Below are 22,826 nucleotides of genomic sequence, written 5' to 3' on the forward strand. Positions count from 1 at the left end.
GTGTAGGGAATGTCAGCGTAGGCCGTCTGCGGATCGGGCTGCACCGGGGTGATGACCGGCGGCAACGGATCATTGGTAATGATCAGGTTCTTCACATCCGTAAAATCGAAGCCTCCGCCACTCCAGTCCGTTCCGTAGAAACGCAGGCGACTCACGTTCGTGACGTCGAAGGTTCCTCCCTCGCTGTAGCTCTTGTTGACAAAGACTACCACATGCGACCATGTCGGGTACCAATCGCCGAAGGGGAAGAAGTTTACATTGGGCCCGTAAACGATGCCAAAATCCCGATATCCCAGATACGTGTTACCGTCAGCGGCATAGGTGTAAATGCGGACAAAGATGTTCGCATCGCCGTAGGGGTTGCTATTCGTTGCGGCATCCTGGTAGACGCGAGCATCGAACTCAATCCGCGTGCAGGGATGGCTTAGGTCCAAGCCCGTGCCCGGAGTCGTGATATGGGCCAGATTGGTGTCGAGGTAGGGACCGTAGTACCACCCCGAGTTGTAGTTGTTCCGGACGTAGCCTTCCGCCTCGTCCGCGCGGAAGCTGATGCTTCCGTTTAGATTCGGGGGAACATAGATCGCGTCGCCGTTGGGTGACTGGCTATTATAGGTGTCACCGTAATTGATCTGAGCATCCATGGGCACGTCGACGAGGACTGCACCCAAACCGATCGGTCCGCTGGTCGCCAGGATCAGCCCCGCCAGCCAAACTATCGAGTGTCTCATCTAACTCCTCCTCTTATTCCCGTGATTTCTGCAAGAACAACCCTGCCGCACACGCTGCGACAACGAGTCTTGATGACTTGCTGATCGTAGATCTTTCGCCTCCATATAGCTACGCCGTTAAAGGCTCATTGGTGCCAGCCCTTGTGAGTCTTGACGGCTCCGGGCCATTTGTGCTTCTTGGTCCACCACGATGGTGACAGGTCCGGGGGAAAGCTCGCCTCATTCTCAGGTGTACCCTCCGGGTAGGTGTTGTAACTGCCCGGGAAAGGCCGCTCATCGATGTCTTTGTCATTTACGAAACCGGTCCCGGCCGGATAACCGATCCGGGTGTGCTCGCGCGGTCGCCAGAAGTAGTGCTCGTTGGTTCTCAAGCCGCGGATGCGACCATCTGAATAGCGATCGGCAAGGTTAAGCCTGACCAGCCGCACGCTCGAATCAAGAAACAGCACGTTCGCGGCCAGCAGTGAGCGGCTACCGTGCCGATACCCCACGGTGTTACCACCCCAATAGGGAACGGTTGGACGGTTGTATTCGAGGCCTTCGGCGCTGAAACCGTGCATCCAGTTCCACCACCCGTCGGCGGCCAGAACCAGGTTACTTGTTTGCTTTTCGATAGAGAATTTGGTCCCTTGTACCTGCCAGCCCGCAGTGGCACAGGGAACGGAAATGCCGATGCTGTAATCCGATCCCGGCCCGCCGCCTTGCGGAATGGGGTAGTTGAATCCCCATTCCACCCCCCGCAACTGGTTCATCGGGTCGGGTCTCTTGTCCTTCGGGCAGTAACCTGTCTCCAGGTTCCCCAGGTGTTTCTTGGCAAACAAGACGTCAATCCACGTGGCCATGATATTCTGATGCCCCACCGCACCCGATGCCCCGCCATCGTCCAGCAGCGGAAAGTACTTGGCTTGCTCGTAACAATAACGCAGCGAAAGCCCCACCTGCCGGAGATTCGAGGCGCACACCACCGTCTTGGCCTGCTCCCTGGCCCCCGTCAATGACGGCAGCAGAATAGCGATTAACAAGGCGATGATGGCCACGACGACCAACAACTCGATGAGCGTGAACGCGCGATGGAAATCACGGCTATGTTTCATCGTCAACCCCCGCGATCCGGAATCAGTCCTTGACCGGGACCATGCCGGTCGCTGAACTGCCGCATTTCGGGCAATTCGCCATAATCGGCGGGTGCGGCGGATCACCAACCGGCTCGGGCACGAATGTCGCTTTGCACTGATCACACTGCCACAATTGCCAGGCAGCCGGTTTCCCGCAACTGCCACACTTGAACGGAGGCCTGGCCGCCGTATCCAACTTGGCCGTGAACTCGTTCCCACACGCCAGGCACTTGAGTCTCGCCTTGTAGTCCGTCCGGTCGGTAATATCATTGACATTTCCCGCCCGCAGCGCATATATAGCCACCGCCAAAGCCAGCAGCCCGATCGCAACGAGTATCTTTGCCCAGTTGCTCACTGGTTACTCACAACGTCTTCATCCGATGTTTGAAACCTGAGGGCAGACCGCCTTCTCGCGGGCCGCAACCCAAACGCACAGCGACCGGAAAACATGCGCGCAGGCCGCACCGCTCTCTGGCCGTAACGTTCCAGACTCGTTCCGCCCGCCGGCATGACATGCCCGCCGGCAACACTCGGAACGTACCCCCCTCCTTGACTTCGTTCACCTACCTTAATCTAGCCTATGATCGCCGAAATTCAAGATCCTCCACCTTTTGGAAAAGACCCGAATCGGTGCTCAGCAAGGCCGAGGTTGAATTTTCTCAGCAATATTTCTCCCCTGAACGGCAGCACAAGCACCCCCGCCTCGGTTTTGCTGCCCCCAACAGCGCCTCGTTCAATGTCGATCGAAGGTATCTACCGAGGTATCGTCTTGCCGCCTTACCAGCCGCCCGGCGTGTTCCCAGAAAACACAAAGAGGGCGGGCAGAAAAGCCCGCCCTCCGCAAGGAACGGTCTTAACCGCGTCTCCGCATCAGGAGCAGGCCGCCCAGAGCAAGCAGCCCCAGCGATGCCGGCTCCGGCACCGCCGTGATCACAAAATTGTCGATATAGGCTATGCTTGCGCCTGTACCCGTGGCGGCATCGTGACCGAGGTAGATCGTCCAGCCGGTCAGAGTGGTAATGTTGGCGATCGGGATGCCATCGTCAACCAGGACGCCGTCGTACCAGGAGTAGGCCTTCGACTCCTGGAAGTCCCAAACCATCGTGACGTTCGCATACCGGTCGAACACGGTCGGAGTTGAGCCGGCACCCGGGTTCCACCCGTGGGGCAGCGTACCGCCGAGATCCCATTGCAGGCCATACGTGGGCTCGCCCGCGTCCCACCACCACCACCACAGGTTCTCCGGCGCGTACTGCCCTGCAGGGCGATAGATGTCGTAGCTCACGGTCACGATCTGCCCCGCAAGATTGATCGCCGGAATGGCATGATCCATGGAAGACGTAGCTCCCTGGATATCGGGTACTTCGAGCTTAACAGCCTGTTGGCCAAGGACCGGATGGGGAGCGCTCACGACCACCGGATCCGCTCCGCCACCACCTCCTCCGCTCGTCCATCCATCTTGGCCGGCCAGCGCCCCCAGAACGATTCCAGGCGCCTCAAACCCGTTGGAGTCATACAAGGTGACTGCCAACACCGGCCCGGCCGCGAGCAACACGGCCAAGCCACATAACACATTCGTGAGTCTCATTGCTTTTCCCCTTTCTCTTTACGACCTGCGGCGGCGGGCAACCACCAAGCCACCCAGGGCAAGCAGCACCAGAGCCGCCGGCTCCGGCGTGATCAGCAGGTTTTTGAAATCGACGAAATCTGTTCCCTGGCCAGACCAATCCGTGCCGTAGAACCGGATGCGACTGACGTTGGTGACGTCAAACGAACCGCCATCGGTGTGCGTGGCCCCATTGACATCGATGGTGAGGTGCCACCACGTGGGGTACCAGGCACCGTACGGCGGGTTGCTGCTGTTCGCACCGTAGACAATCCCGTAATCCCTGTACCCCAAATACGTGTTGCCGTCAGCCCCATAGGTGTAGATTCGAACGAAGATCTGGGCATCGCCATAGGGGTTGGTATTCATCTCGGGGTCCTGGTAGTACCGGGCATCGAACTCGATCTTCGCATCGGCGGCGCTCAGATCCAACCCGCTGCCCGGCGTGGTGATGCCGGCCAGGTTCAGGTCGACATACTGATACCACCAGCCTCCCGCCCCGCCCCCATAGACCAGATTGTGCCGGACATGGCTTCCGGGGAAAAAGGTCTGCGTATCGGCGTTGAACGCGGGGTAAATGGCGTCTCCGCTGGGAGACTGGCTGTTGTAGGTGTAGCCCAGGTTGATTTGCTGGTCCATCGGTATCGACACCGGTAGAGCTGCAAGAGCCGCGGTTCCGACAACCAGCAGCGCCGCGACAGCCAATAGAATAGTCCTCATGGTTTTCGTCCTCCTCTTGGTAACGAACTTCACTTGTTTCACCTCAGGGCTGACTGAGTACCCTGCGATCCGCATGAACATCATTTTCGATACGCCAATGGCGCGATTGCCACATGGCACATAGGGCCGCAGTTAAGGCCGTCAGAGGAACGACAACAAAACCGTCAGAGGAACGCTCAGAGGTGCGCTCGTCCCCCCCTCTGCTCGACCGCTGAGAAAGCGCAAACAGCGGCCCCTCTAGCCTGCTATAGTAATGATTGGGCTGACCGGGGTCAACCCTTAATCGTCTTGGTTAGGCGTTTTTTCGCTAATTCATCATTCCGTCGTCACCCGCGCCAAAGCCGGGTATGGCTGGAGGGCCTGGAGGCTTGCCGAGAAACGCGCTCCGGCCAGAGGCTGGCCGGCCGCGACAGGCTTCTAAGCCGCTCTCCGAACGCAAGTTAGGGATGGCAGGTTTGGACCAGGGATGCGATCTTGACCATCCGGGGCCTCGTCCAGATGCGGCTGGTCGCCGGATAATCCCTGATTGGATCGCCTTATGGCAGGTGCGTGACAGTCTGGGCGGGCATGCCGACCGGTCCAGGTTGGGCGATCAAGGCCCTCCGGGTTTTCCCGCCAAAGGCGGGCTGATGGGCTGGCCGTGATACGGCCGGTTGGTGGTCGCCTGCGGTTCTTCCTTTCTAGGGTCTCAGCCCGTTTCAACGGGCCTAACTGACAAGGACAGGCCCGTCAAATCGGGCTTGACGGGGTAACAAAGTGAAGGGGAAATTGGCCGACCGTGAACCAGTCGTAAAACGACCGGCCTGTTTGCCCTTCGGGAAAGACCGCTGAAGCTGAAGCGGTCTGCTTCCGGCTTGCGTTCACGACAACCGGGTCAGCCGCGAGGACTGCCGCCGCCGCTGTCACGGGCCCGCTTGGGGCAAGCCCGGGCGACCCAGACTTGGAAGCGGCTTGACTTCCGTGTACCCTGGCCAACCCCCAAGCGCTCATAGGGCAAACGCGGTGCTCCTCGCAGGCCCAAGAGTTGGCAGGAGACGGGAGGACAAGCAGAGCATGCCAGCCTACGTGTCGTTTCGGTGGCGTTCGTCGCGGTTCGCGCTCAGTGCCTTCTTCGCGGTGATGCCTGCCGCGAATGCCGCTGAGTCGCCCGAGGAGTCTCCCGGCCAAGGCTCGACCCGGCCGGCCACGGTGCCGGCAGGCCTTTCGGACGACTTGACCGTCTGGCCCAATAAGGTCAGCTATCGCAACTCGGACCCGTGGATCTGGCAGAATCATGATCGGATTCGCGAAATGCGGCCGCGCGTGTTGGTGCTCAACTTCGCCAACGACGTGGATATGCCCGGCATTCAGGAGCGTACCGATAAGCTCATCAAGGCCCTGGCCGAGAGCACACGCTACCACGGCTTCAAGGACCCTGACGCCCCGGCATTCCTGAGGTATGAGGTCGCCAAGTACGTCGATATGCGCGACCGGCCCGTGCCACCCGAGCGTCTACACAAGAACAGCGCCTTCCTGCCGCTCAAGCCCGATGGCCCCAAGGATTTCGGGTGCGATTACGGCACGTTCTATGGGGACGCCTTTGCCCGCTTCTATGGGTTCCAGGATCCGAGGAACGACCGGCGGTACTTGAACCTGCATGAGCTGATCAACGCGGGGGTCGTGCACGAGCTGTGGTTCTATGCGATCCATGAGTACGAGGTGGGCTGGCCGGCGTTTGAGGTCACCGAGTTCAAGCAGTATTACGATGACCAGTGCCGGCCGATCGAGGGCAAGCACGGTCCCGCCGGCAACGGGCATGATGATTCGATGCCGTGGTCCGGCCGCAGCTTCCGCATGGCCTTCTTCAACCCGCACCGCGGTACAGGCTGCCAGATGGAAAACTTCGGCCACGGTCTCGAGGCCTACGCGAATCACAACGCCATCGGCTATTGGCGGAAGTACTTCCGGGAGTTCGCGGAACTCAATCTGGATGAGCGGTTTAAGCTGCCGTTCAGCTCACTGTATGAAATGCCCTACGGCCGCGACAACGTCGTCTCTTACCCGACGGCGACGACCATGAAGATCAAGCACCACGATCAGGAATACACGGTGGAGCCCTACATCGCCGTCGGGGGCAATGCTCACTGGCCGCCCGGAGCCCGCCACCATTACGATCTGGACAGCTCGTACACCGTCAAAAGCACCATCGAGAACTACCGGCTGCGCAACGGCCCGGACGGCAAGGACAAGGTGCTCGATTTCAACAAGGAGAAATACGCCCCATACCGCAAGACCGTTCCCGACTGCATGGGCGCGTGGATGGTCTTCTGGCGGCAGTGTATGCCGGGGTTGGACAATAAGTGCGTCGATGACGACGGCAAACCCATGAAGAACTGGTGGGTGTTTCTGTTCTACTGATGTCGAACCGCAAATGATGAGGACCCGTCCTATGAACCGGCTTCAATCATATCTGACCCCGGTAGCGCTCGTGCTTTCTTTCTCGGTCTCGGCCATCGCGGCTGAAACGATCGCCCTGAGCGAGGATAACATGGAGATTACGAAAGATACGGTCGTCAAGCCTGGCCGCTATCGCTTGCCCGATCCCGGCGACGACGGCGCCGTGCGCATCATCGGAAACGACATTACGGTCGACTTCCAGGGAGCCGAGATCGACGGCTCCTCGGAAGGACGGCTTCCCGACGCCTTCACCGGCAGGGGAATCATCATCCGTGGCCGGAACATCACCCTCAGAAACGCAAAGGTTCGCGGTTACAAGGTGGGTATTTACGCGAACGAGTGTCCGGGGCTTCTCATCGAAGACGTCGACGTTTCCGGCAACTATCAGAAGCATCTGTTATCTACGCCGGAGGCCGAGGACGACAGCGATTGGATATTCGGGCATGAGAACGACAAGAAGGAATGGATAGCCAACTATGGAGCCGCCCTGTACGTCGAGCTGTCCGACAAGATCACGCTTCGCCGCGTGAAAGCCCGTCACGGCCAGAACGGCATCTGCATCGACCGCGTCAACGATTCCAAGATCTACGACAATGACTGCTCGTTCCTGTCCGGTTGGGGCCTGGCCATGTGGCGATCCAACCGCAACGTGATCACGCGGAACGCCTTCGACTTCTGTGTTCGGGGATACAGCCATGGCGTTTACAACCGCGGGCAGGATTCGGCGGGCATCTTCATGTTTGAGCAGAACTGCGAAAACGTCCTCGCGGAAAACTCCGCGACCCACGGCGGCGACTGCTTCTTCGGTTTCGCCGGCCTGGAGGCCCTCGGAGACAAGCCGGCGCCGAGCCCCGACTTCGATTACAGGCGGCGGGGCAACAACGACAACCTGCTGATCAACAACGATTTTTCCTACGCTCCGGCCCACGGCATCGAAATGACCTTCAGCTTCGGCAACAAGTTCATCGGCAACCGGCTGGTGGGCAACGCCATCTGCGGCGTCTGGGGCGGCTACTCGCAGGACACGCTGATCGCTGGCAATCTTTTCGAGGAAAACGGAGGAATGGGCTACGGTCTGGAAAGAGGCGGCGTCAACATCGAGCACGGCTCGGCGAACGTCATCAAGCACAACACCTTCAGAAACAACCGGTGCGGCGTGCACCTTTGGTGTGCCCCGAATCCGGATTTCATGCAGAAACCCTGGGGCAAGGCGAACCACCAGAATCTCAAACCCACGACGATTGCCTGGAACACGTTCGAGGGTGATGAGGTCGGCTTTCATCTGCGCCACGCAATCGAGACGATTCTCATCGACAATCGGATGACCGGCGTGAAACGGGAAATGGTCGCGGATGAGAACGCCAAGACCACCAGACTCGATCAGCCGGCCGAAAAATGGGAGCCTCCGAAGTATCCGGTCTTCGGTGACACCCGACCGGTCGGTGCCCGCAAGAAACTGGCTGGGCGACACAACATCATCATGACCGAGTGGGGACCGTACGATTTCACCGACTTCATCGTCTATCCTCGGAAGGTCCTGGCCGGTGAGAAGGCTACTGTGCAGATTCTCGGTCCCTCCGGCGACTTCAAGGTCACCAAGGTTACCGGCTCGGTTCACGTGACGCCCATGGAGGGCAGACTTCCCGGGATGGTCACGGTCTCTGCTGTGAAGAAGGGCGTGCTGCCTTTCTCCATCGAATTGGATGCGGGTGGCAAGAAGCTCTCAGCCGTCGGGACGCTGGTGTCCGCGGACTGGGACGTCAAGTTCTACAAATGGGATCCCGCCGACGATCCCCGCGAGCATCAGGACCGCTGGGAAGCGATGATCGCCAAACCGCCTGTCGAGACCCGGAAGCTCTCCGCCGTCGACTTCAAATGGGGCGGCGGCCAGGCCGGCGATAAAGTCGGAGCGGACCACTTCGGCACGGTGGCCACGACGACCATCGAACTCCCCGCCGGCAAGTACAAGATCTGGACGATTTCCGACGACGGGATCCGCGTCTGGATCGACGACCAGCGCATCATCGATGATTGGACGTGGCACCCGCCCAAGGAAAACGGCACCACCGTGGAATTGGAAGCGGGCGCGCACACGATCCGTGTCGAGCACTTCGAAATCGACGGCGTCGCACAACTCCAGTTTCGGATGGAACCCGCCGAACAGGACAACAGGTAGATGTCCCTTGTAAGAACGGCCCGCGATCGCGGTTCGCTGCGGCCGATAGCCGGAGTCCGCCCTGCGCACCGCTTTTATCAGGACCCGCCTGGGCCGCTCATGCCTTGAGATGAGGAGGCAAACCGGATATGCTGGAATAAACGCGAGAGGGACTGGCCGGTAGCGGTCTCAAGCAAAGCAGCCATCGAACTCAAAGGAGTGCGGAGATGAAGCGGGTATGTCGTCGCGCCGCCCTGATCGTGGGCCTGGTATGGGTACCGAATCTGGCGGCGGCTCAAGACCTTACGGTCCTGAGCCCCCGCGCCCTGCTCATCAACTTCGACCCCATCATCGAGAGCCGGTCCGGCAAACGATTGCACACGGTGGGCGGATGGAACGACCCTTCGGCCCTGACGGCCGGCTACATCAACGACTTCGAGGCCGTCAGCCACGGACTGCTTCAATACCGCCTGACCCGTACGGTCAACGCCGACGTGTGGCCGATCAAAGAGGATGGTTTCCGCTACACCGATGAATCGTATCTGCAATGCCTGTCCACCTGGTCGGGCTGGCATACACCGGATCTGTGTGACTACAAGGCCAAGGTCCGCGATTTTGACTTGGCCCGTAAGGTGGATTCCGGGGAGATCGACGAGGTGCTCGATCACAGCGCCCCGTACTTCGGCGGCTATGAGACGCGAATGATCGGCCGCGGAGGCTATTGGTGTAACTCGCCAGCCCTGACCCGCGTGGCCTGCTCCAAGATCTTCATCATCTCGGTGTTCAACTACGAGCGGGGCGTCGGCGAAATGCTCGAGGACTTCGGGCATCGCAGCGAATCCATCCTGACCCACGTGTATGGCGGTTGGTCGGCCCAGCAAACGCATGCCTGGAACCGTTTCACTCTTTACGACAAGGTTTACCCGGGGGAGGCGGCTTGCGGCAACGTGCACTTTGCCCCGAACAGCGATTCCGATTACGACTGGGGCAACTGGCGTTACGTGGACAGCACCGCCGATTACTGGCTCAACGTTTTCCCCGAAGGCTATCCGAGCCGGATCTCAGACTATAAGCGATCGATGAATTGCAGTGAGTGGGGCTACGGCGACATCCGCTTGCACCACAAGTGGTGGTTCGCCCGTTTTCCGCACGCTGCCGGCTCCATCACCGAGTACGGCATGACCCGCCTGAACAACTGGTGGGCCTACGTGCAGGATTTCAACACTTACCCCGAGAGCGGGGGCGACCATGTGCCCGGCGGTACGCCTCCCGCGGCCGAGCCGTATCCCGGCGTCTGCGTCGCGGTGAGCGCCAACCTCCGTGATGACTGGGCACCGCAGATCAACGCGGCCGGCCGGCTCGTCTGGCACGGTTCCGACGGGTCGGACTTCGAGATCTACTCCGCCGATCGCGACGGCCGGATGTTCACGCGGATCACCAATAACGCATTCAACGATGAGGACCCGAAGATCAACGCCTCCGGCCGCATCGTCTGGCAGGGATTCGACGGTCAGGACTACGAGATCTACAGCGCCAACGCTGACGGGACTGACGTTGTCCGGATTACCAACAATACCGTGAACGACTGGCATCCCCAGATCAACGACCTGGGCAAGGTGGTCTGGGACTCGTTTGACGGAACCGATTACGAGATCTACAGCGCCGATGCCGACGGGACGAACGTCGTGCGGATCACCGACAACACGGCGGCTTCCGGCTACCCGCGCGAGGATGTCTGGCCGCAGATCAATAACTCAAACCGGGTCGTCTGGTTCGGCTACGACGGGTCCGATTGGGAAATCTACAGCGCCAACGCCGACGGCAGCGGCCTGATCAACGTCTCGAACAACGGTTACGAGGACGAGTACCCGCAAATCAATGACAGCGGGCGAGTGGTCTGGCATTCTTGGCTCAATTCCTGGAATACGGAGATCTACAGTGCGGACGCCACCGGCGGCCCCGTTGTCCGGCTGACCAACAACTCCTACGAGGACTGGTACCCGCAAATCAGCGACACCGGCCAGGTTGTGTGGATGGCCCGGACCGCGACGAGTTGGGAGATTTTCCAGGCCAATGCCACCGGCGGCGGCCTTATGCGGATCACCAACAACGGCACCCACGACCAGTACCCCAGAATCAACCTGGCTGGGGAGATTGTCTGGCAAGGTTTCGACGGCTCGGACTGGGAAATCTATACCCTTCGCGAAGGAGCCATCCTCCAGGTCACGAACAACAACTACGACGATCGAGCCCCCTGCATAAACGATCAGAGCCAGATTGCCTGGCATGCCGACAGCGCTGAGAACACAAGCGAAATCTTCTCCGCCATTCCGTTCGTGCCGGTCCCGGCCGACTTTGACGGCGATGGCGATGTGGACCAGGAGGACTTCGGCCACTTCCAGATATGCATGACCGGTTCGGGCGGAGCAATCACCCTCGGTTGTGAGGATGCCATTCTCGACGGCGACACCGACGTGGATGGTGCCGACTTGGACATCTTCATGAATTGCCTCAGCGGCGCCGACGTGCCGGGCGACACCGGGTGCGCCGGATAAAGCCCGCCGTCTTCCGGCGGAGCTTCGAACTGAAGAGGATCGAGCGATGAACCACAGATTGATTTCAACACTTGTCTCGGTTGCCTGTGCCGCGCCCGTGATGGGCGCTTCCTGGCCAATGAAGCATCGGGACCCGGCGCACACCGGACGGGCGGACTACACCGTCCCCGCGGAGCGGATGAACAACACGTTCTTCGACACGGTGCGCTGGCAGAAACGCTCGCCCGGTTCGCCCGGCGAGGGCGGTTTCACAAGCAGCTCAATGGTGTTTTACGACGGCGTCGGCCCGGGCGGCGCCGATATCGTCGTTGCCGGCTATCATTGGCCCAAAGGGGTCCAGGGCATGGACCGCCGTACCGGTCGTCTTTTCTGGAACGGAAACCCGAGCGGCGGAGAGACCATCGGCGCGAGCACCCCGGCCTTCTCCAACAATGGCGGCACGGTCTACGTCGTCAACGACGCGACGGCAAACGCTCAGTATCCCAACGGCCACCCGCTGATGGCGTTCCGAACCAACGTCGGGCCTTCGTCCTACTGGCACAATGGGTCGGATGCCAACCCCGGCCATCTCAGCATGCACTCACCCACGATTGCACCCGACGGCCGCATCTTCCTGCATTCTTGGGTCGATCGGCCCTACGCCGGCATGGACGACGGCAGCATGATCGAACAGAATTGGGCCGCCGCGACTCCCGCCGACTGCGGACTGAGCGATCCGTCTCTCTATACCGGCGTCAGCCCGTTGATGGTCGTCATCGGCGCCCGATGGGGGCAGATCAAGGCATACAGCGGTTCCACCGGTGCCGAGCTGTGGACCGCCAACGTCGGCGCAACGGTCGATGCCACCGTGACCATTGACCCGGCCAACGGCAACATCTACGTCGGCTGTGGCAGTGATTCCATCTTCGTGGCCGGCCTGGACAAGAATGGCAATCCGCTGTGGGGCAGCGAGGCAGTGATGGTTTTCTACAACGGCGGGGCAAGTCCCCAACGTGCCCAGGCCGCCGGTTGCCTCAGCCACGACGGTCTTACCTACTACTTCCAGACCAACGGTCAACAGGGCAATGGGCAATTGTATGCCATCAACACGGTTGACGGCTCGGTCAAATGGACCTACCCCACCGGCAGCACCGGCTGGGAGATGGTCTCATCCTCACCGATCGTGACCTCCAACGGCGTCATCATCGTCGGTAACAACGACGGCGACACCTATTATGCCATTCGCGACGACGGCACACAGCCCGTGCTGCTGGACACGTTCGCGGTCGACTCGGCCGGCAACGCCCGGGCTACGGCCACCATCGCCCCAGATGGCCTGCTTTATCTTCCGCTTCGCACCACCTGGATCGCCGGAAACGGCGATGGTGAAGGCCCCACCAACACGATCGAGAACCTGTTCACCGCCATCGACATCACCGCCGGCGCCACCGCCGAGTTGTGGCCTCCCGCAGGCCAGGCCGCCGTGGCCCTGAACCACGCCGTAGCCCTCTCCTGGCAACCGGTCCTCGATCCGACCAACCAGTTCCATCACTACGCCGTCTACCGCGCGACGACTCAGTTCAAGTCCGTGGACGGCATGAGCCCCATCGCCGCCGTCGATAACATCAATACCACGAGCTATCTTGACTCCACGGCGGTAAACGGCATCCACTACTACTACGGCGTTACCACCGTCACCAAGAGCATGACTGAGATCACCACCGTCGACGGCATCGGTCCACGCACGCCTCGCGACGAGACGGACCTGCACGTGCTCAGCCTCGCCCGCACACCGCAGTACCCACGATACCTGCCTGACTACACCTATTACTGGATCACCGAGCCATCCGGCTTCGGTCCGTATCTCTTCTCGGCGGCTACCTCCCTCGGCGGGGGGCAGACCGGCGCAACTCAACGCTGGCCGAACACCGGCGACACGGTCACCTACACGGCGACGGTTCGCAATCGCGGCACAAATACCTGGAGCGGTACCCTTTCAGGCACGTGGACGGTGGACGGGGCAGTGGTTGGTAACCCATCACAAGTTGTGACGCTCGCGCCGAATGCCACGACGAGTTTCACGCTCTTGCGAACGTGGGAGGGCCTGACCGTTGCTCGCGACATCGGTTTTGCCCTCAACGTCTCAGACGCCCGCGCGACGAATAACGCACTGGTCGTCAACACTAAGGCGGTACCCTTCCTCACCTACGTTGACCGGTCCTGCATCGAAAACTTCAGGGAAAACACGCCGGTCAGCTACCCGCAGGCCCGGACCGACGACATGCTCGACTGGCTCCAGCGACACATGACGCGGTTCAACGAGTTGTTCGCCGCCGCCGACTGCCGCAAGCGCGTGCACTACAACGTGCTCGAGGTCCTGGACGACGTCGCCCCGGATCCTGCGGTCGATACCACGCCTTACGCCATCTTCCCGTTCCGCTACCACGCAGACGAGGGAGATCCCCGCGGCTCCGGTTACTACAGCCCGACCGATGACATTGACTACGGACTGCTGCACGAAATGGGGCACCAACTTGGCCTGGTCGACATCTATCAGCTCGACGTCCCTGCCGAGGCGAACCAGGTCTCCGGGCAGGGCTACAGCGCGCGGGCCGACCTGATGCACGGTTGCAGCCCCTTGATCTCCGCCCATAGCGCCGGAGCCATGAACCATTGGTTGGACACGGTCCACGGTTATTACGGCCAATACCTGTACCAGTTGCCGGCCGAGATCCGGCTGCGAATCCTCGGATTCGATGGCCGGCCTCTGCCCGGCGCGACGGTCAAAATGTACCAGTACTGCGAGCGCCCGGGACAAGGAAAGGTCATTACCACGCAAATCAAGGCCCAGGGGCTGACCGACGCCAACGGCGAGTACACCCTGCCCAACGTCCCCATCGATCCTGTCAAGGTGCCGCCGGCCTACAACGGCGACGTGCTGAATGCCAACCCGTTCGGCTATGTGGCGGTCGTGGGAACCAATGGGCTTCTTCACTTTCGCGTCGAGTACAACGGCGGGGTGGACTACTGCTGGCTCGATATCACCGAAGCGAACGTCGCCTACTGGGAAGGCCAGACCACAACGGCGATCTTCGAGCGACTGCTCGGTCTGGGAGGGCCGGTCCAAACCCGGCCGCCCGACGATATGACCGAACTGAACGCGGCGGACTGGGCGGCCTGGGCCGAGGGTTCGAGCCCCGAGAACACCTACGTTGTTGACGATACCGGCCGTAAGGTCGTCGGCGCGGGATCGGTGAAGTTCATCACCGACGGGGGCTTCGATACCTACGTCCGTTACCCGCGAAGCTTCACGGCCCGGTGGAACCTCACGTCCGCCACCATGCTGAAGTTCAGGGTGTACGCCGAGAACCCCAGTCCCTACGACTTCCAGAACGGCAGCCCGTGGATTCGTCTCAAGGACGCCGAGAACAATTACTTCGAGTACCAGTTCTACATGAACGGGTCCCCGTACAACCTGTTGAACCAGGCCCTGGGGCAGTGGCGATCCTATGAGGTGCCCCTGGATGCGTCTCCCACGACCCAAACGGGATGGCGGCGCACGGCCGTCGGCAATCCCAGCCTGGCCAACATTCAGTTCCTGGAGATCCACGCCGACACGTGGGATTCCGGGTTTACGCTCTGGTGGGACGGCGTGGGATTTGATCTCCCGCCGACGGTGTCCGCTGATCTGGACGAGGATGGCGACGTCGATGAGAACGACTACACGATCTTCGAGCAATGCGCGACCGCCCCGGGCGTAAGGCTGCTCGCGGTGGACTGCGCGATTGCCGATTTCGACGGCGACAGCGACGTCGATCAGTCCGACTTCAGCGTATTGCAGCGATGCGTCAGCGGAGCCGGCATCACGCCGCCTTCAACCTGCGCCGATTGACTTACGATGCCGCCGCCGGCCACCGGTAAACGAGACCTGCGGCGGTGCGCTCGGCATGGACTGTCCGTCTGCCATTGATGCGACAGGATCTCGACAACTGCTGGGGTGTCGAGAGGGTCAAACTGCCCGCGGCGGGCGCAGAGACTTCGATCGGCTGGTCGGGCGCGGCGATGAGAGGGATCCGTACGATCATTCGCGAGTCGCACTCGATAAAGGGCTCCCCATTGCGAGTGACTTTCATCCCTTCGTCAAGCCGGATCTCGTATCGGTCGGTGCCGATCCGGACATTGCGGACGCCCGCGCTGGGAAATGACACCGAGCCAAAACGAAGAAAGCCGGTGGCCTCCACGTCGATCAACTCCTGGACGGCGATGTAGGCCATCAGTCCGCCCCAGTGATAAAGCCGGGCGGCGTTCCAGACGTCGCCCCCCTCGCCGGTCGTCGCATTGTAGTTCTCGTACACCCCGCCGTCCTTGCGCCAGTTGTACATGAACATCTCCAGCCCACGCCGGGCAAGATCGGCCGCAACGTCATCGAAGCGGTACCGTCGCAGCCCCTCGGCGACCAGGAGATTGAAGGGCCCCCATATCCGCCCTCGCCAGTAGTCGTTGTCGCCGAAGGCCGGGTCATTCCGCGCGATGGCCGGAATGACGTAACGTCCCCAGAATTCCGCTTCGTTGAGCAGATGTTCGCGGACCAGCCGCTCCGCCTGCCGCTCATCCGCCACGCCCGCGATCAGCGGAAAGAACGACGTCGGCGACCAGCGGTTTGAGAATCGCCCGTCCCAATGCCGGTTCGCGTAGATGCCGTGCTCCTCGTCCCACAACCGATCGTTGATGCGCCGACGCATCCTTTCGTATTCGCGACGATAAGCGGCCGCATCCTTCGGCTTGCCCAGAGCCTCAGCCATCGACGCCAGCGCCTCGCAGTCCATCGCGTAGTACGAGTTCAACGCCACGTCCGCCAATTCGAACGTGTTCGCCGACTCATTGAATGGAACGTCGTCGTACATCGGGGAGTTGTCCAGACCCGATTCGTACATCGCGCATTTGGCGGTGTGTTGCAGCGACGGGTTGTACGGAAGCAGTTGCGGGAATTCATATGTCGGCGTCGGGTTCGTGCCCCATTCCAGCAGGCCGTCCTCGTTGCCGTCGCGGTTCTTCATCCAGTAGGTATGCCACTTGCGAAGCCGAGGATAGATGCGCCGGAGCCACGCCGGATCGGGCTCGGCCTGCTCGACCTTCCAGATCATGTAGGCCCCCAAGGGCGGCATTGAGCGGTCGAGCGAAGCAGCCCCATGGGCCATGTAGTAGTTGGGGACCATGCCCAGCTCATCCACGGCCGCGGTGACAGCCTCAAAGTTGGCGCGGGACAGCTCCCTTGATTCATACGAGAGCATCGCTCCCACGAAGAAGGTGTCCCAGCAGAACACCAGCACGCCGCGCCAGTCATAACACCAGTCGCGGCTGACGGGAGACGACACCAGACGCCGCCGTGCGTCATACAGGGTGTTCCAATAGATGGCTCGCATCATGGCCTCCGGGGCTTCGGCCAGTGCTCCCGTACCGGCAAGGGCTTCCTGTTCATAAGCCTGGAAGGATCCCCCCGACGTCGCCATCGGCTTGGCGGGGGTGGCGATCAGGCTGGCTGCTTGGCCGGGTTCGGCAACCGCGTAGGGTTCGGCGATGTTGAGGAAGTAACGCCGCGGCCAAGTGGCGCCTTCCAGGTCAATCCGCCAACGGCCAAACGTGCTGCCGCGAGAAGTGACCGCCGGCGACTCGCCGAACGGCGCCACGAGCATGAAAACGATTCGGTGCCTTGTTTCGGCCAAAGGAGTCACCGTCAAACGCAGGGTCCCGCCGGTCTCGGTTGCCTCAGCCGCATAGGGCACGTTGCCGGCCATGAATTCCAGCCGGGCCGGCAGACCCATCGGAGCGTGCGGACCGAGGCAGCGCACGTCGCTCCATCGGAAAGTCTCGTACAAGTGCCCGATCTGCTTGCTGTCCGGCGACGGCGGTGATACGTGCTCATCCCAAATCGCGTACTGAACGACAATGTCCGTCCGGCCCTCCCGCAGGAAAACCAGCCGATTGAAGCCGCGAAAATCCCAGGTGTTCCATCCGGTTGGCTTGTGTTGAATCATGGCCATGAGTATACGACGACCGCTGGCATGGTCCAGCCTCCCTCATGTACAATAGCCCGCATGACTCACAAAGAACGCGTTGCCCGAACCCTCGCCCGCAAGCAGCCCGACCGCGTCCCCATTTACGACAAGTTCTGGTTCGAGGTCGAACGTGAGTACCGCGAACAATTGGGGTGCCCCTTCGTGTTCCATCCCGAGCGATCGGCATTCGACTGGGGGGCGGTTTCGCCCGAGACTCAGGCCACCACCCTTTGGGAGCTGTTCGACATGGACATTACCGAAGTCGCGTGGCCCGACTTCCGCCTGCGGTTCATCGAACCGGAGATCCTCGAAGAGACCGACGAGTGGATCCTCCTGCGCGACGGTAACTGGGCCGAACTGCGGTGGTGGAAACACAAGATGGGCACGCCCGAGCACGTCCGCTTCGGGATCGACACCCCCGATAAATGGGCCGAGGTTAAGGGCCTCCTGACGCCCTCGCGAAACCGGGTGCGATGGAATGAGTTCTGGCCGTTGTACCAGCGGGCCCGCAAGGCCGAACGATTCGTCTGCTACGGTGTGGCCGACCCGTTTGAGAACCTCAAGGACGTGGTCGGCCATGAGATCATGCTGCTCTCGATGATCGAGCGCCCCGAATGGGTGCACGATCTTTTCGAGACCTACACGGACCTGCATATCAAAATGCTTGAAATCGTCGAGGCCGAGGGCATGGTCTGCGACGGTGCCTTCGTCTACGGTGATATGGCCTATCGCAACGGGCCGTTCATGAGTCCCGCGCACTACCGCGAGTTCGTCCAGCCGTGCCACAAACGGCTGTTCGATGAGTTCCGCAAGCGAGGAATGCCAATCATCTTTCACACGGACGGCGACGTGCGGGTGGTCATCGACGATCTGATCGACTCCGGCATCGACGCCTTGAACCCCTTGGAGGCCAAGGCGAACATGGATGTTCGCGAGTTGGCGCCGAAGTACGGCCGGCGCCTCGGATTCTGCGGAAACATCGACGTCACCGTCCTGATGAGCAACGACCGCGACCGGATCCGCGAAGAGGTCCGCTCCAAGCTGGCCGCGGCAATGCCGTATTGCGGCTACATCTACCATTCCGACCACTCGATTCCGCCCGGTGTGACTCTGGAAACGTATCAGGCCCTGCTGGCCGAAGTCCGAGAGGCCGGACGGTACGAATAGAGGCTCCCTCTCATGACCAGACGCGAGATTGTTGAACGGGCGATCACGTTCTCGAAGCCCCCACGCCTGCCGATGAAGTTCGACGTGGTGGGGGTCAACGATTGTTATGACGTATGGACGCACGACCCGACCGGCTGGACCTGGGCCTTCAAGGAGCGCGCGGCAGACGAATGGGGTTGCGTGTGGGAACGCACGGAGGTCTCGAACACCGGCCAGGTCGTCGGTCATCCGCTGCAGGACTGGTCGCGTCTGGCAGACTATCAATGGCCCGACCCCGACGATCCCCGCCGATACCGCGATTTCCAGGAGCAGCTCGCAGGTGCCGACGACCGTTTCGTCATGTTCTGTTTCGGCAACGGCATCTTTGAACGCCTGCACATGATTCACGGCATGACCGAAACGCTCATCGACTTCTATGAGGAGCCGGATAAGATCCACGAAGTGATCGAGCGGATCCTCGATCACCACCTCCGGGTTTTCCGCAACTGCGCGCGCATCGCCAGCGGCCGGATGCACGCGGCGGCGATGGCCGATGACTGGGGCATGCAGGATCGGGCCTTCATCAGCACGGAACTCTTTCGACAATTCTTCAAACCTCGATACAAGCGATGGTTCGACGAGATCAAGGCGGCCGGCATGCATCCCTGGATGCACTCGTGCGGGCACGTCAACGAACTGATCGAGGAGCTGATCGACTGTGGCCTGGAGGTCATCAATCTTCAGCAGCCCAACACGGTTGGGATCGAAGACATCGGCCGGCGATATCGGGGACGAATCTGCTTCGAGTCGATCGTGGATACCCAGTCCACCTTGCCCCGCGGTAGTTACGAGGAAATCCGCGCTCAAGCGCATCGCCTGGTGGACGAGTGGGGAACGCCCGACGGCGGCTTCATTGCCAGCGACTATAACGATGCCGAGGCCATCGGCGTCACCACGGACCGCCGCCGGGTGATGTTCGCCGCATTTGCCGAGAAGGGCGGCTATCCCAATTACCAGCAGATCCTTGAGCAGACCCGCGAGGCCCTTGTGGGCCATTCCTGGGGCCGCGAGGCATCCGCGTAAGCACGGCCGGCGGCCAATCTGCGAACCTTCGGAACAAGCGGCCGGACAGAAGGAGGAGACACAATGGTCAGACCGCAAATCATCCTGGCACTGGCGTGGCAGGGCGTGATGCTCTTCTCCGTCGGTCTTGGGGCCCAACCCGTTGTCTCGGGTCGGTCCACTCCCGGCCCTATGGCTGCAACCAGGACAGTGCCGGTCTCCGTGGTCACAGCGACGGATGAGCACCGCTTGCAGCAACTCAAGGATCACGAACCGCTGGGCGCAAACATTCTCCGCCGGCCGTTTGATCCCACGTATGAGAGCGTCGCCGATGTGCTGCCGGCGATGTCGAAGCCGCGCGAGGTCGTGGGCGTCAAGGACCACCGGTATGAGATCGGGGTCGAATACGACGGCACGATCCAGATCCCCGACGACACCCAGACATGGGAGCAGACCGGAACCGTCGCGTATTTCGAGGTGGCATCGCCGGCGGTGCGGTTCGGGACAGGCGGGTGCACGAAGCGCCTGCTTCAGGGTTACCTTCCCATCGTGGTTGCCGATTGGAGGCACGAGCAGTTCGTATATCAAGAGACCGTCTTCGGCTGGTCCGAAACCATGAGCCCCGAAAAGGATCTGTACGCATATTGCCGTTTGCAGGCCTCAAACCGGTCAGATACGCCGCACGATGTGGACATCGTATTGCGTTGTGCGCCCAATACCGTCGTGAAAGAACCGCTGCGCAAGAGCCTCCGTGTGGCCGCTCAAGGCACGGCCGGGGTCTGCTTCAAAATGGCTCTGCCACTGGAGGCGGCCTCGGTGTCCGAGGTTGACGCCGGCGAATTCGAGCGGCGCCTCGACGAGGTCAGGCAAAGCTGGACCGCGATCTTGAACTCGGGCACGGTCGTCAATACCCCGGAACCAAGAATCAACGACGCCTGTCGAGCGTGGCTGGCGTACAATTACCTCGACGTGGACAAGAAGGGTGATGTGTATGAGCCGCACGACGGCGCCGGCTTCTACGAACAGGTCTACGGTTACTCCGCCGCCCTTTATTGCCACGCCCTCGATCTGTGGGGACGTCACGAGGATTCCCGCCGATATCTCGAATCACTGTTGACGTTTCTGCGGCCTGACGGTCTTTTCTTCGTGAACTACGGCCTGCCGGACCACGGGGCCCTGCTCTTCGCCTTGTGTGAGCATCATCGAATGACCGGTGACGATGCGTGGTTGCGAAGCATGGCCCCGGCAATGGTGAAAATGTGCGACTGGACAATCGCCCAACGCCGCCTGCCGACCACAACCACGGCGGACCCGAAACCCGTGACCCACGGCCTGATCCGCTTCACTCCCTACGCGGACTATCAGGAGCGGACGGTGAACTACTATGCCGACGCTTACTGCTGCATCGGTCTGGAACATACGGCCGCGGCGCTGGCGGCGGTCGGCATGGAGAATGAATCCCGACGACTCACCGCCGAGGCAACCGCCTACCGCAACGATATTCTGCGCTCCATGGATGCTGCGGCTTTCGAACGCGACGGCATGAGACTGCTGCCGATGGAGCCGGATACGCACCGTCTGCTCAAGAGCACGAATTACAGGGCAGGCGGCTACTACGGGCTGATCGCGTCGATGTTCCTGGAGAGCGAGTTCCTGCCCGCCGCCGATGAGCGCGCCCGTTGGGTCGTTGATGCCCTCGAGCGGCGCGGGGGCTTGATCATGGGCATGTGCGAATTCGACGGCGGCGTCGATCACGCGTACACTTACGGCTACTGGTTGAACTGCCTGCGGCGGGATGAGGTGCGCCGAGCGCTGCTGGGCTTCTACGCAACGTTGGCCTATGGCATGGGGCGCGACACGTATTGTGGCGTGGAAGTCACACAAATCATGACCGGCGAACCTACCCCGACCACACCGCATCTCTACTCGGGCACACAGCAGCTTCGCCTCCTGCGGATGATGCTGCTGCGCGAAGAGGGCGAGCGGCTGCTCATCGGACACGCAATCCCCCAGGCGTGGCTGGAGGCCGGCAAACGTATCGAGGTCCGCAATGCCGCCACCGCCTTCGGGCCGCTATCATTCGTGATCGAGTCCGACGAGGACGCGAGCCAGATCCGTATCCGGCTTGATCCGCCCGCCGCCCGGTTGCCCGCGTCGATCGACATCCGGCTTCGCCACCCCGCGGGCCGGAATCTGACCAGAGTCACCGTGAACGAGCAGCCGACCACCAGCTTTACCCGCGATACATTGAGTCTCCCGCCCCAACGCGGAGCAATACAGATCCGGCTGGCTTACTGACTGCCGTCCGGGCGCCCGGCTCTGGAGCCGCGGGGAATCAACATCAGTGGGCCCGCTTGGCGGGCGGCCTCTGCCTTCGGCAATGGCGGTGTCTTCGGATCGAACCTCTGCAAATCAGGGCGAACAACCGCGGCCTAAACCTGTCGGAACCCCACACACCCGGTTCATGGAGCATTTGGGCCGGTGGATGAGGGCTGGCAGGCTCGGCGAGGCCCCGCGAACCCCGGTGCAAGAGTTCCAGAAGAACAAGGGTGCAGACCTCGTCCCGTCGGCTCGCACGGTCGACGCCGAAGAACATCCCATCTACCTGCCGTGCGTGACGATCCCGACAAGGCCCAGGAGGTTCCGTTTCAGTGATTGAGGCTGGATCTGCGCCGACGGTTGCGGCTAAGCGACGAGGTCGTCCAAATGTAGTCACGACTTTTGGACACAAAAGGCCCTGGCGCTATCGCCAAAGCCGTTCTCGGCTCACAACTGTTCATCTTGGGCTGGGGAGGCGATGCGGCGCCGTTCAGCGATTCCGCAACGTGATTGTTCTGCAATTCGACAAGACCCTCTTGACACTTGTCCGCGCCGTGGTAGTATTCCGCCGTTGACAGGTACCCGGAGACCCGCTGAACGTTCTGCGGAAACCGGGTGAAAAGGGAAGCGTGGTAACCCTTCTCACGGAACGAGAAGGGAATTCCACCGCGGACGCGCCGCCGTGATGGGCGGCGGGCATCATGATTCGTGGTTAACAGCCCGCCGGCGTCCCGCTCAGTATGCCACTGTCGAGCCTGCAACGGGCCTCGATGGGAAGGCGAGCGGGAAGCAGCTCTGAGCCGGAAGACCTGCCTGTCGGAGCCTAAGGGTCCTCGCGTTTTTGGGACCGCAAGGTCTTGCTCCCTTTATCACAGATGATCGAGCAGCCTTGACGTTTCCCGAACGCGGTGGGCCACAATGTGTCCTCGCGCTCGGGACACCAAGGGAT

The 22,826-nt window shown here is 61.2% G+C and carries 13 protein-coding genes and 1 riboswitch; of the genes, 7 read left to right on the plus strand and 6 right to left on the minus strand.

Annotation, left to right across the window (positions count from 1 at the left end; genetic code table 11):
* The 5 genes from PLL20_03690 to PLL20_03710 form a co-directional block, all read right to left on the minus strand.
* Positions 1–728 (minus strand): hypothetical protein (locus PLL20_03690; GenBank protein ID HPD29072.1); only part of this gene is annotated, 728 nt, incomplete at its 3' end.
* Between the two features lie 125 nt (positions 729–853).
* Positions 854–1,822: a prepilin-type N-terminal cleavage/methylation domain-containing protein gene (locus PLL20_03695; GenBank protein ID HPD29073.1), complete on the minus strand. Its 969-nt coding sequence runs from the start codon at positions 1,820–1,822 to the stop codon at positions 854–856.
* A 22-nt stretch (positions 1,823–1,844) separates the two neighbouring features.
* On the minus strand, positions 1,845–2,198 hold the full coding sequence (locus PLL20_03700) for a hypothetical protein (GenBank protein HPD29074.1): 354 nt from the start codon (positions 2,196–2,198) through the stop codon (positions 1,845–1,847).
* A 498-nt stretch (positions 2,199–2,696) separates the two neighbouring features.
* The gene (locus tag PLL20_03705; GenBank protein ID HPD29075.1) at positions 2,697–3,431 is read right to left on the minus strand and encodes a PEP-CTERM sorting domain-containing protein; all 735 of its coding nucleotides are present in this window, start codon (positions 3,429–3,431) and stop codon (positions 2,697–2,699) included.
* Positions 3,432–3,449: 18 nt separating this feature from the next.
* On the minus strand, positions 3,450–4,169 hold the full coding sequence (locus tag PLL20_03710) for a PEP-CTERM sorting domain-containing protein (GenBank protein ID HPD29076.1): 720 nt from the start codon (positions 4,167–4,169) through the stop codon (positions 3,450–3,452).
* Positions 4,170–5,222: 1,053 nt separating this feature from the next.
* On the opposite strand from PLL20_03710, the gene PLL20_03715 reads away from it, so the two are divergent.
* The 4 genes from PLL20_03715 to PLL20_03730 all read left to right on the plus strand — a co-directional run bounded on the left by PLL20_03715 (position 5,223) and on the right by PLL20_03730 (position 15,186).
* Positions 5,223–6,566 (plus strand): hypothetical protein, encoded by a 1,344-nt coding sequence (locus PLL20_03715; protein ID HPD29077.1) that lies wholly within the window; start codon positions 5,223–5,225, stop codon positions 6,564–6,566.
* A 31-nt stretch (positions 6,567–6,597) separates the two neighbouring features.
* On the plus strand, positions 6,598–8,781 hold the full coding sequence (locus tag PLL20_03720) for a right-handed parallel beta-helix repeat-containing protein (GenBank protein ID HPD29078.1): 2,184 nt from the start codon (positions 6,598–6,600) through the stop codon (positions 8,779–8,781).
* A gap of 206 nt (positions 8,782–8,987) precedes the next feature.
* Positions 8,988–11,315: a hypothetical protein gene (locus tag PLL20_03725; protein ID HPD29079.1), complete on the plus strand. Its 2,328-nt coding sequence runs from the start codon at positions 8,988–8,990 to the stop codon at positions 11,313–11,315.
* 46 nt (positions 11,316–11,361) lie between these two features.
* Complete coding sequence (locus tag PLL20_03730; GenBank protein HPD29080.1) at positions 11,362–15,186, plus strand: PQQ-binding-like beta-propeller repeat protein; 3,825 nt, start codon at positions 11,362–11,364, stop codon at positions 15,184–15,186.
* Between the two features lies 1 nt (position 15,187).
* On the opposite strand, the gene PLL20_03735 is transcribed toward PLL20_03730, so the two are convergent.
* Entirely contained in the window at positions 15,188–17,335 is a 2,148-nt protein-coding gene (locus PLL20_03735; GenBank protein ID HPD29081.1) for a trehalase family glycosidase, read from the minus strand.
* A gap of 54 nt (positions 17,336–17,389) precedes the next feature.
* Between PLL20_03735 and PLL20_03740 the strand changes: the two genes are divergently transcribed.
* The 3 genes from PLL20_03740 to PLL20_03750 all read left to right on the plus strand — a co-directional run bounded on the left by PLL20_03740 (position 17,390) and on the right by PLL20_03750 (position 21,856).
* A complete protein-coding gene (locus PLL20_03740) occupies positions 17,390–18,517 on the plus strand; it encodes a uroporphyrinogen decarboxylase family protein (GenBank protein ID HPD29082.1) in 1,128 nt (375 codons plus the stop codon).
* Between the two features lie 12 nt (positions 18,518–18,529).
* On the plus strand, positions 18,530–19,579 hold the full coding sequence (locus tag PLL20_03745) for a uroporphyrinogen decarboxylase family protein (protein HPD29083.1): 1,050 nt from the start codon (positions 18,530–18,532) through the stop codon (positions 19,577–19,579).
* Between the two features lie 63 nt (positions 19,580–19,642).
* Positions 19,643–21,856, plus strand: a complete 2,214-nt coding sequence (locus PLL20_03750) for a hypothetical protein (GenBank protein HPD29084.1) — start codon at positions 19,643–19,645, stop codon at positions 21,854–21,856.
* 580 nt (positions 21,857–22,436) lie between these two features.
* Positions 22,437–22,709, plus strand: a riboswitch (cobalamin riboswitch).
* The last annotated feature ends 117 nt before the right edge of the window (positions 22,710–22,826 follow it).

The organism is Phycisphaerae bacterium, assembly GCA_035384605.1.
Taxonomy (GTDB): Bacteria; Planctomycetota; Phycisphaerae; order UBA1845; family PWPN01; genus JAUCQB01.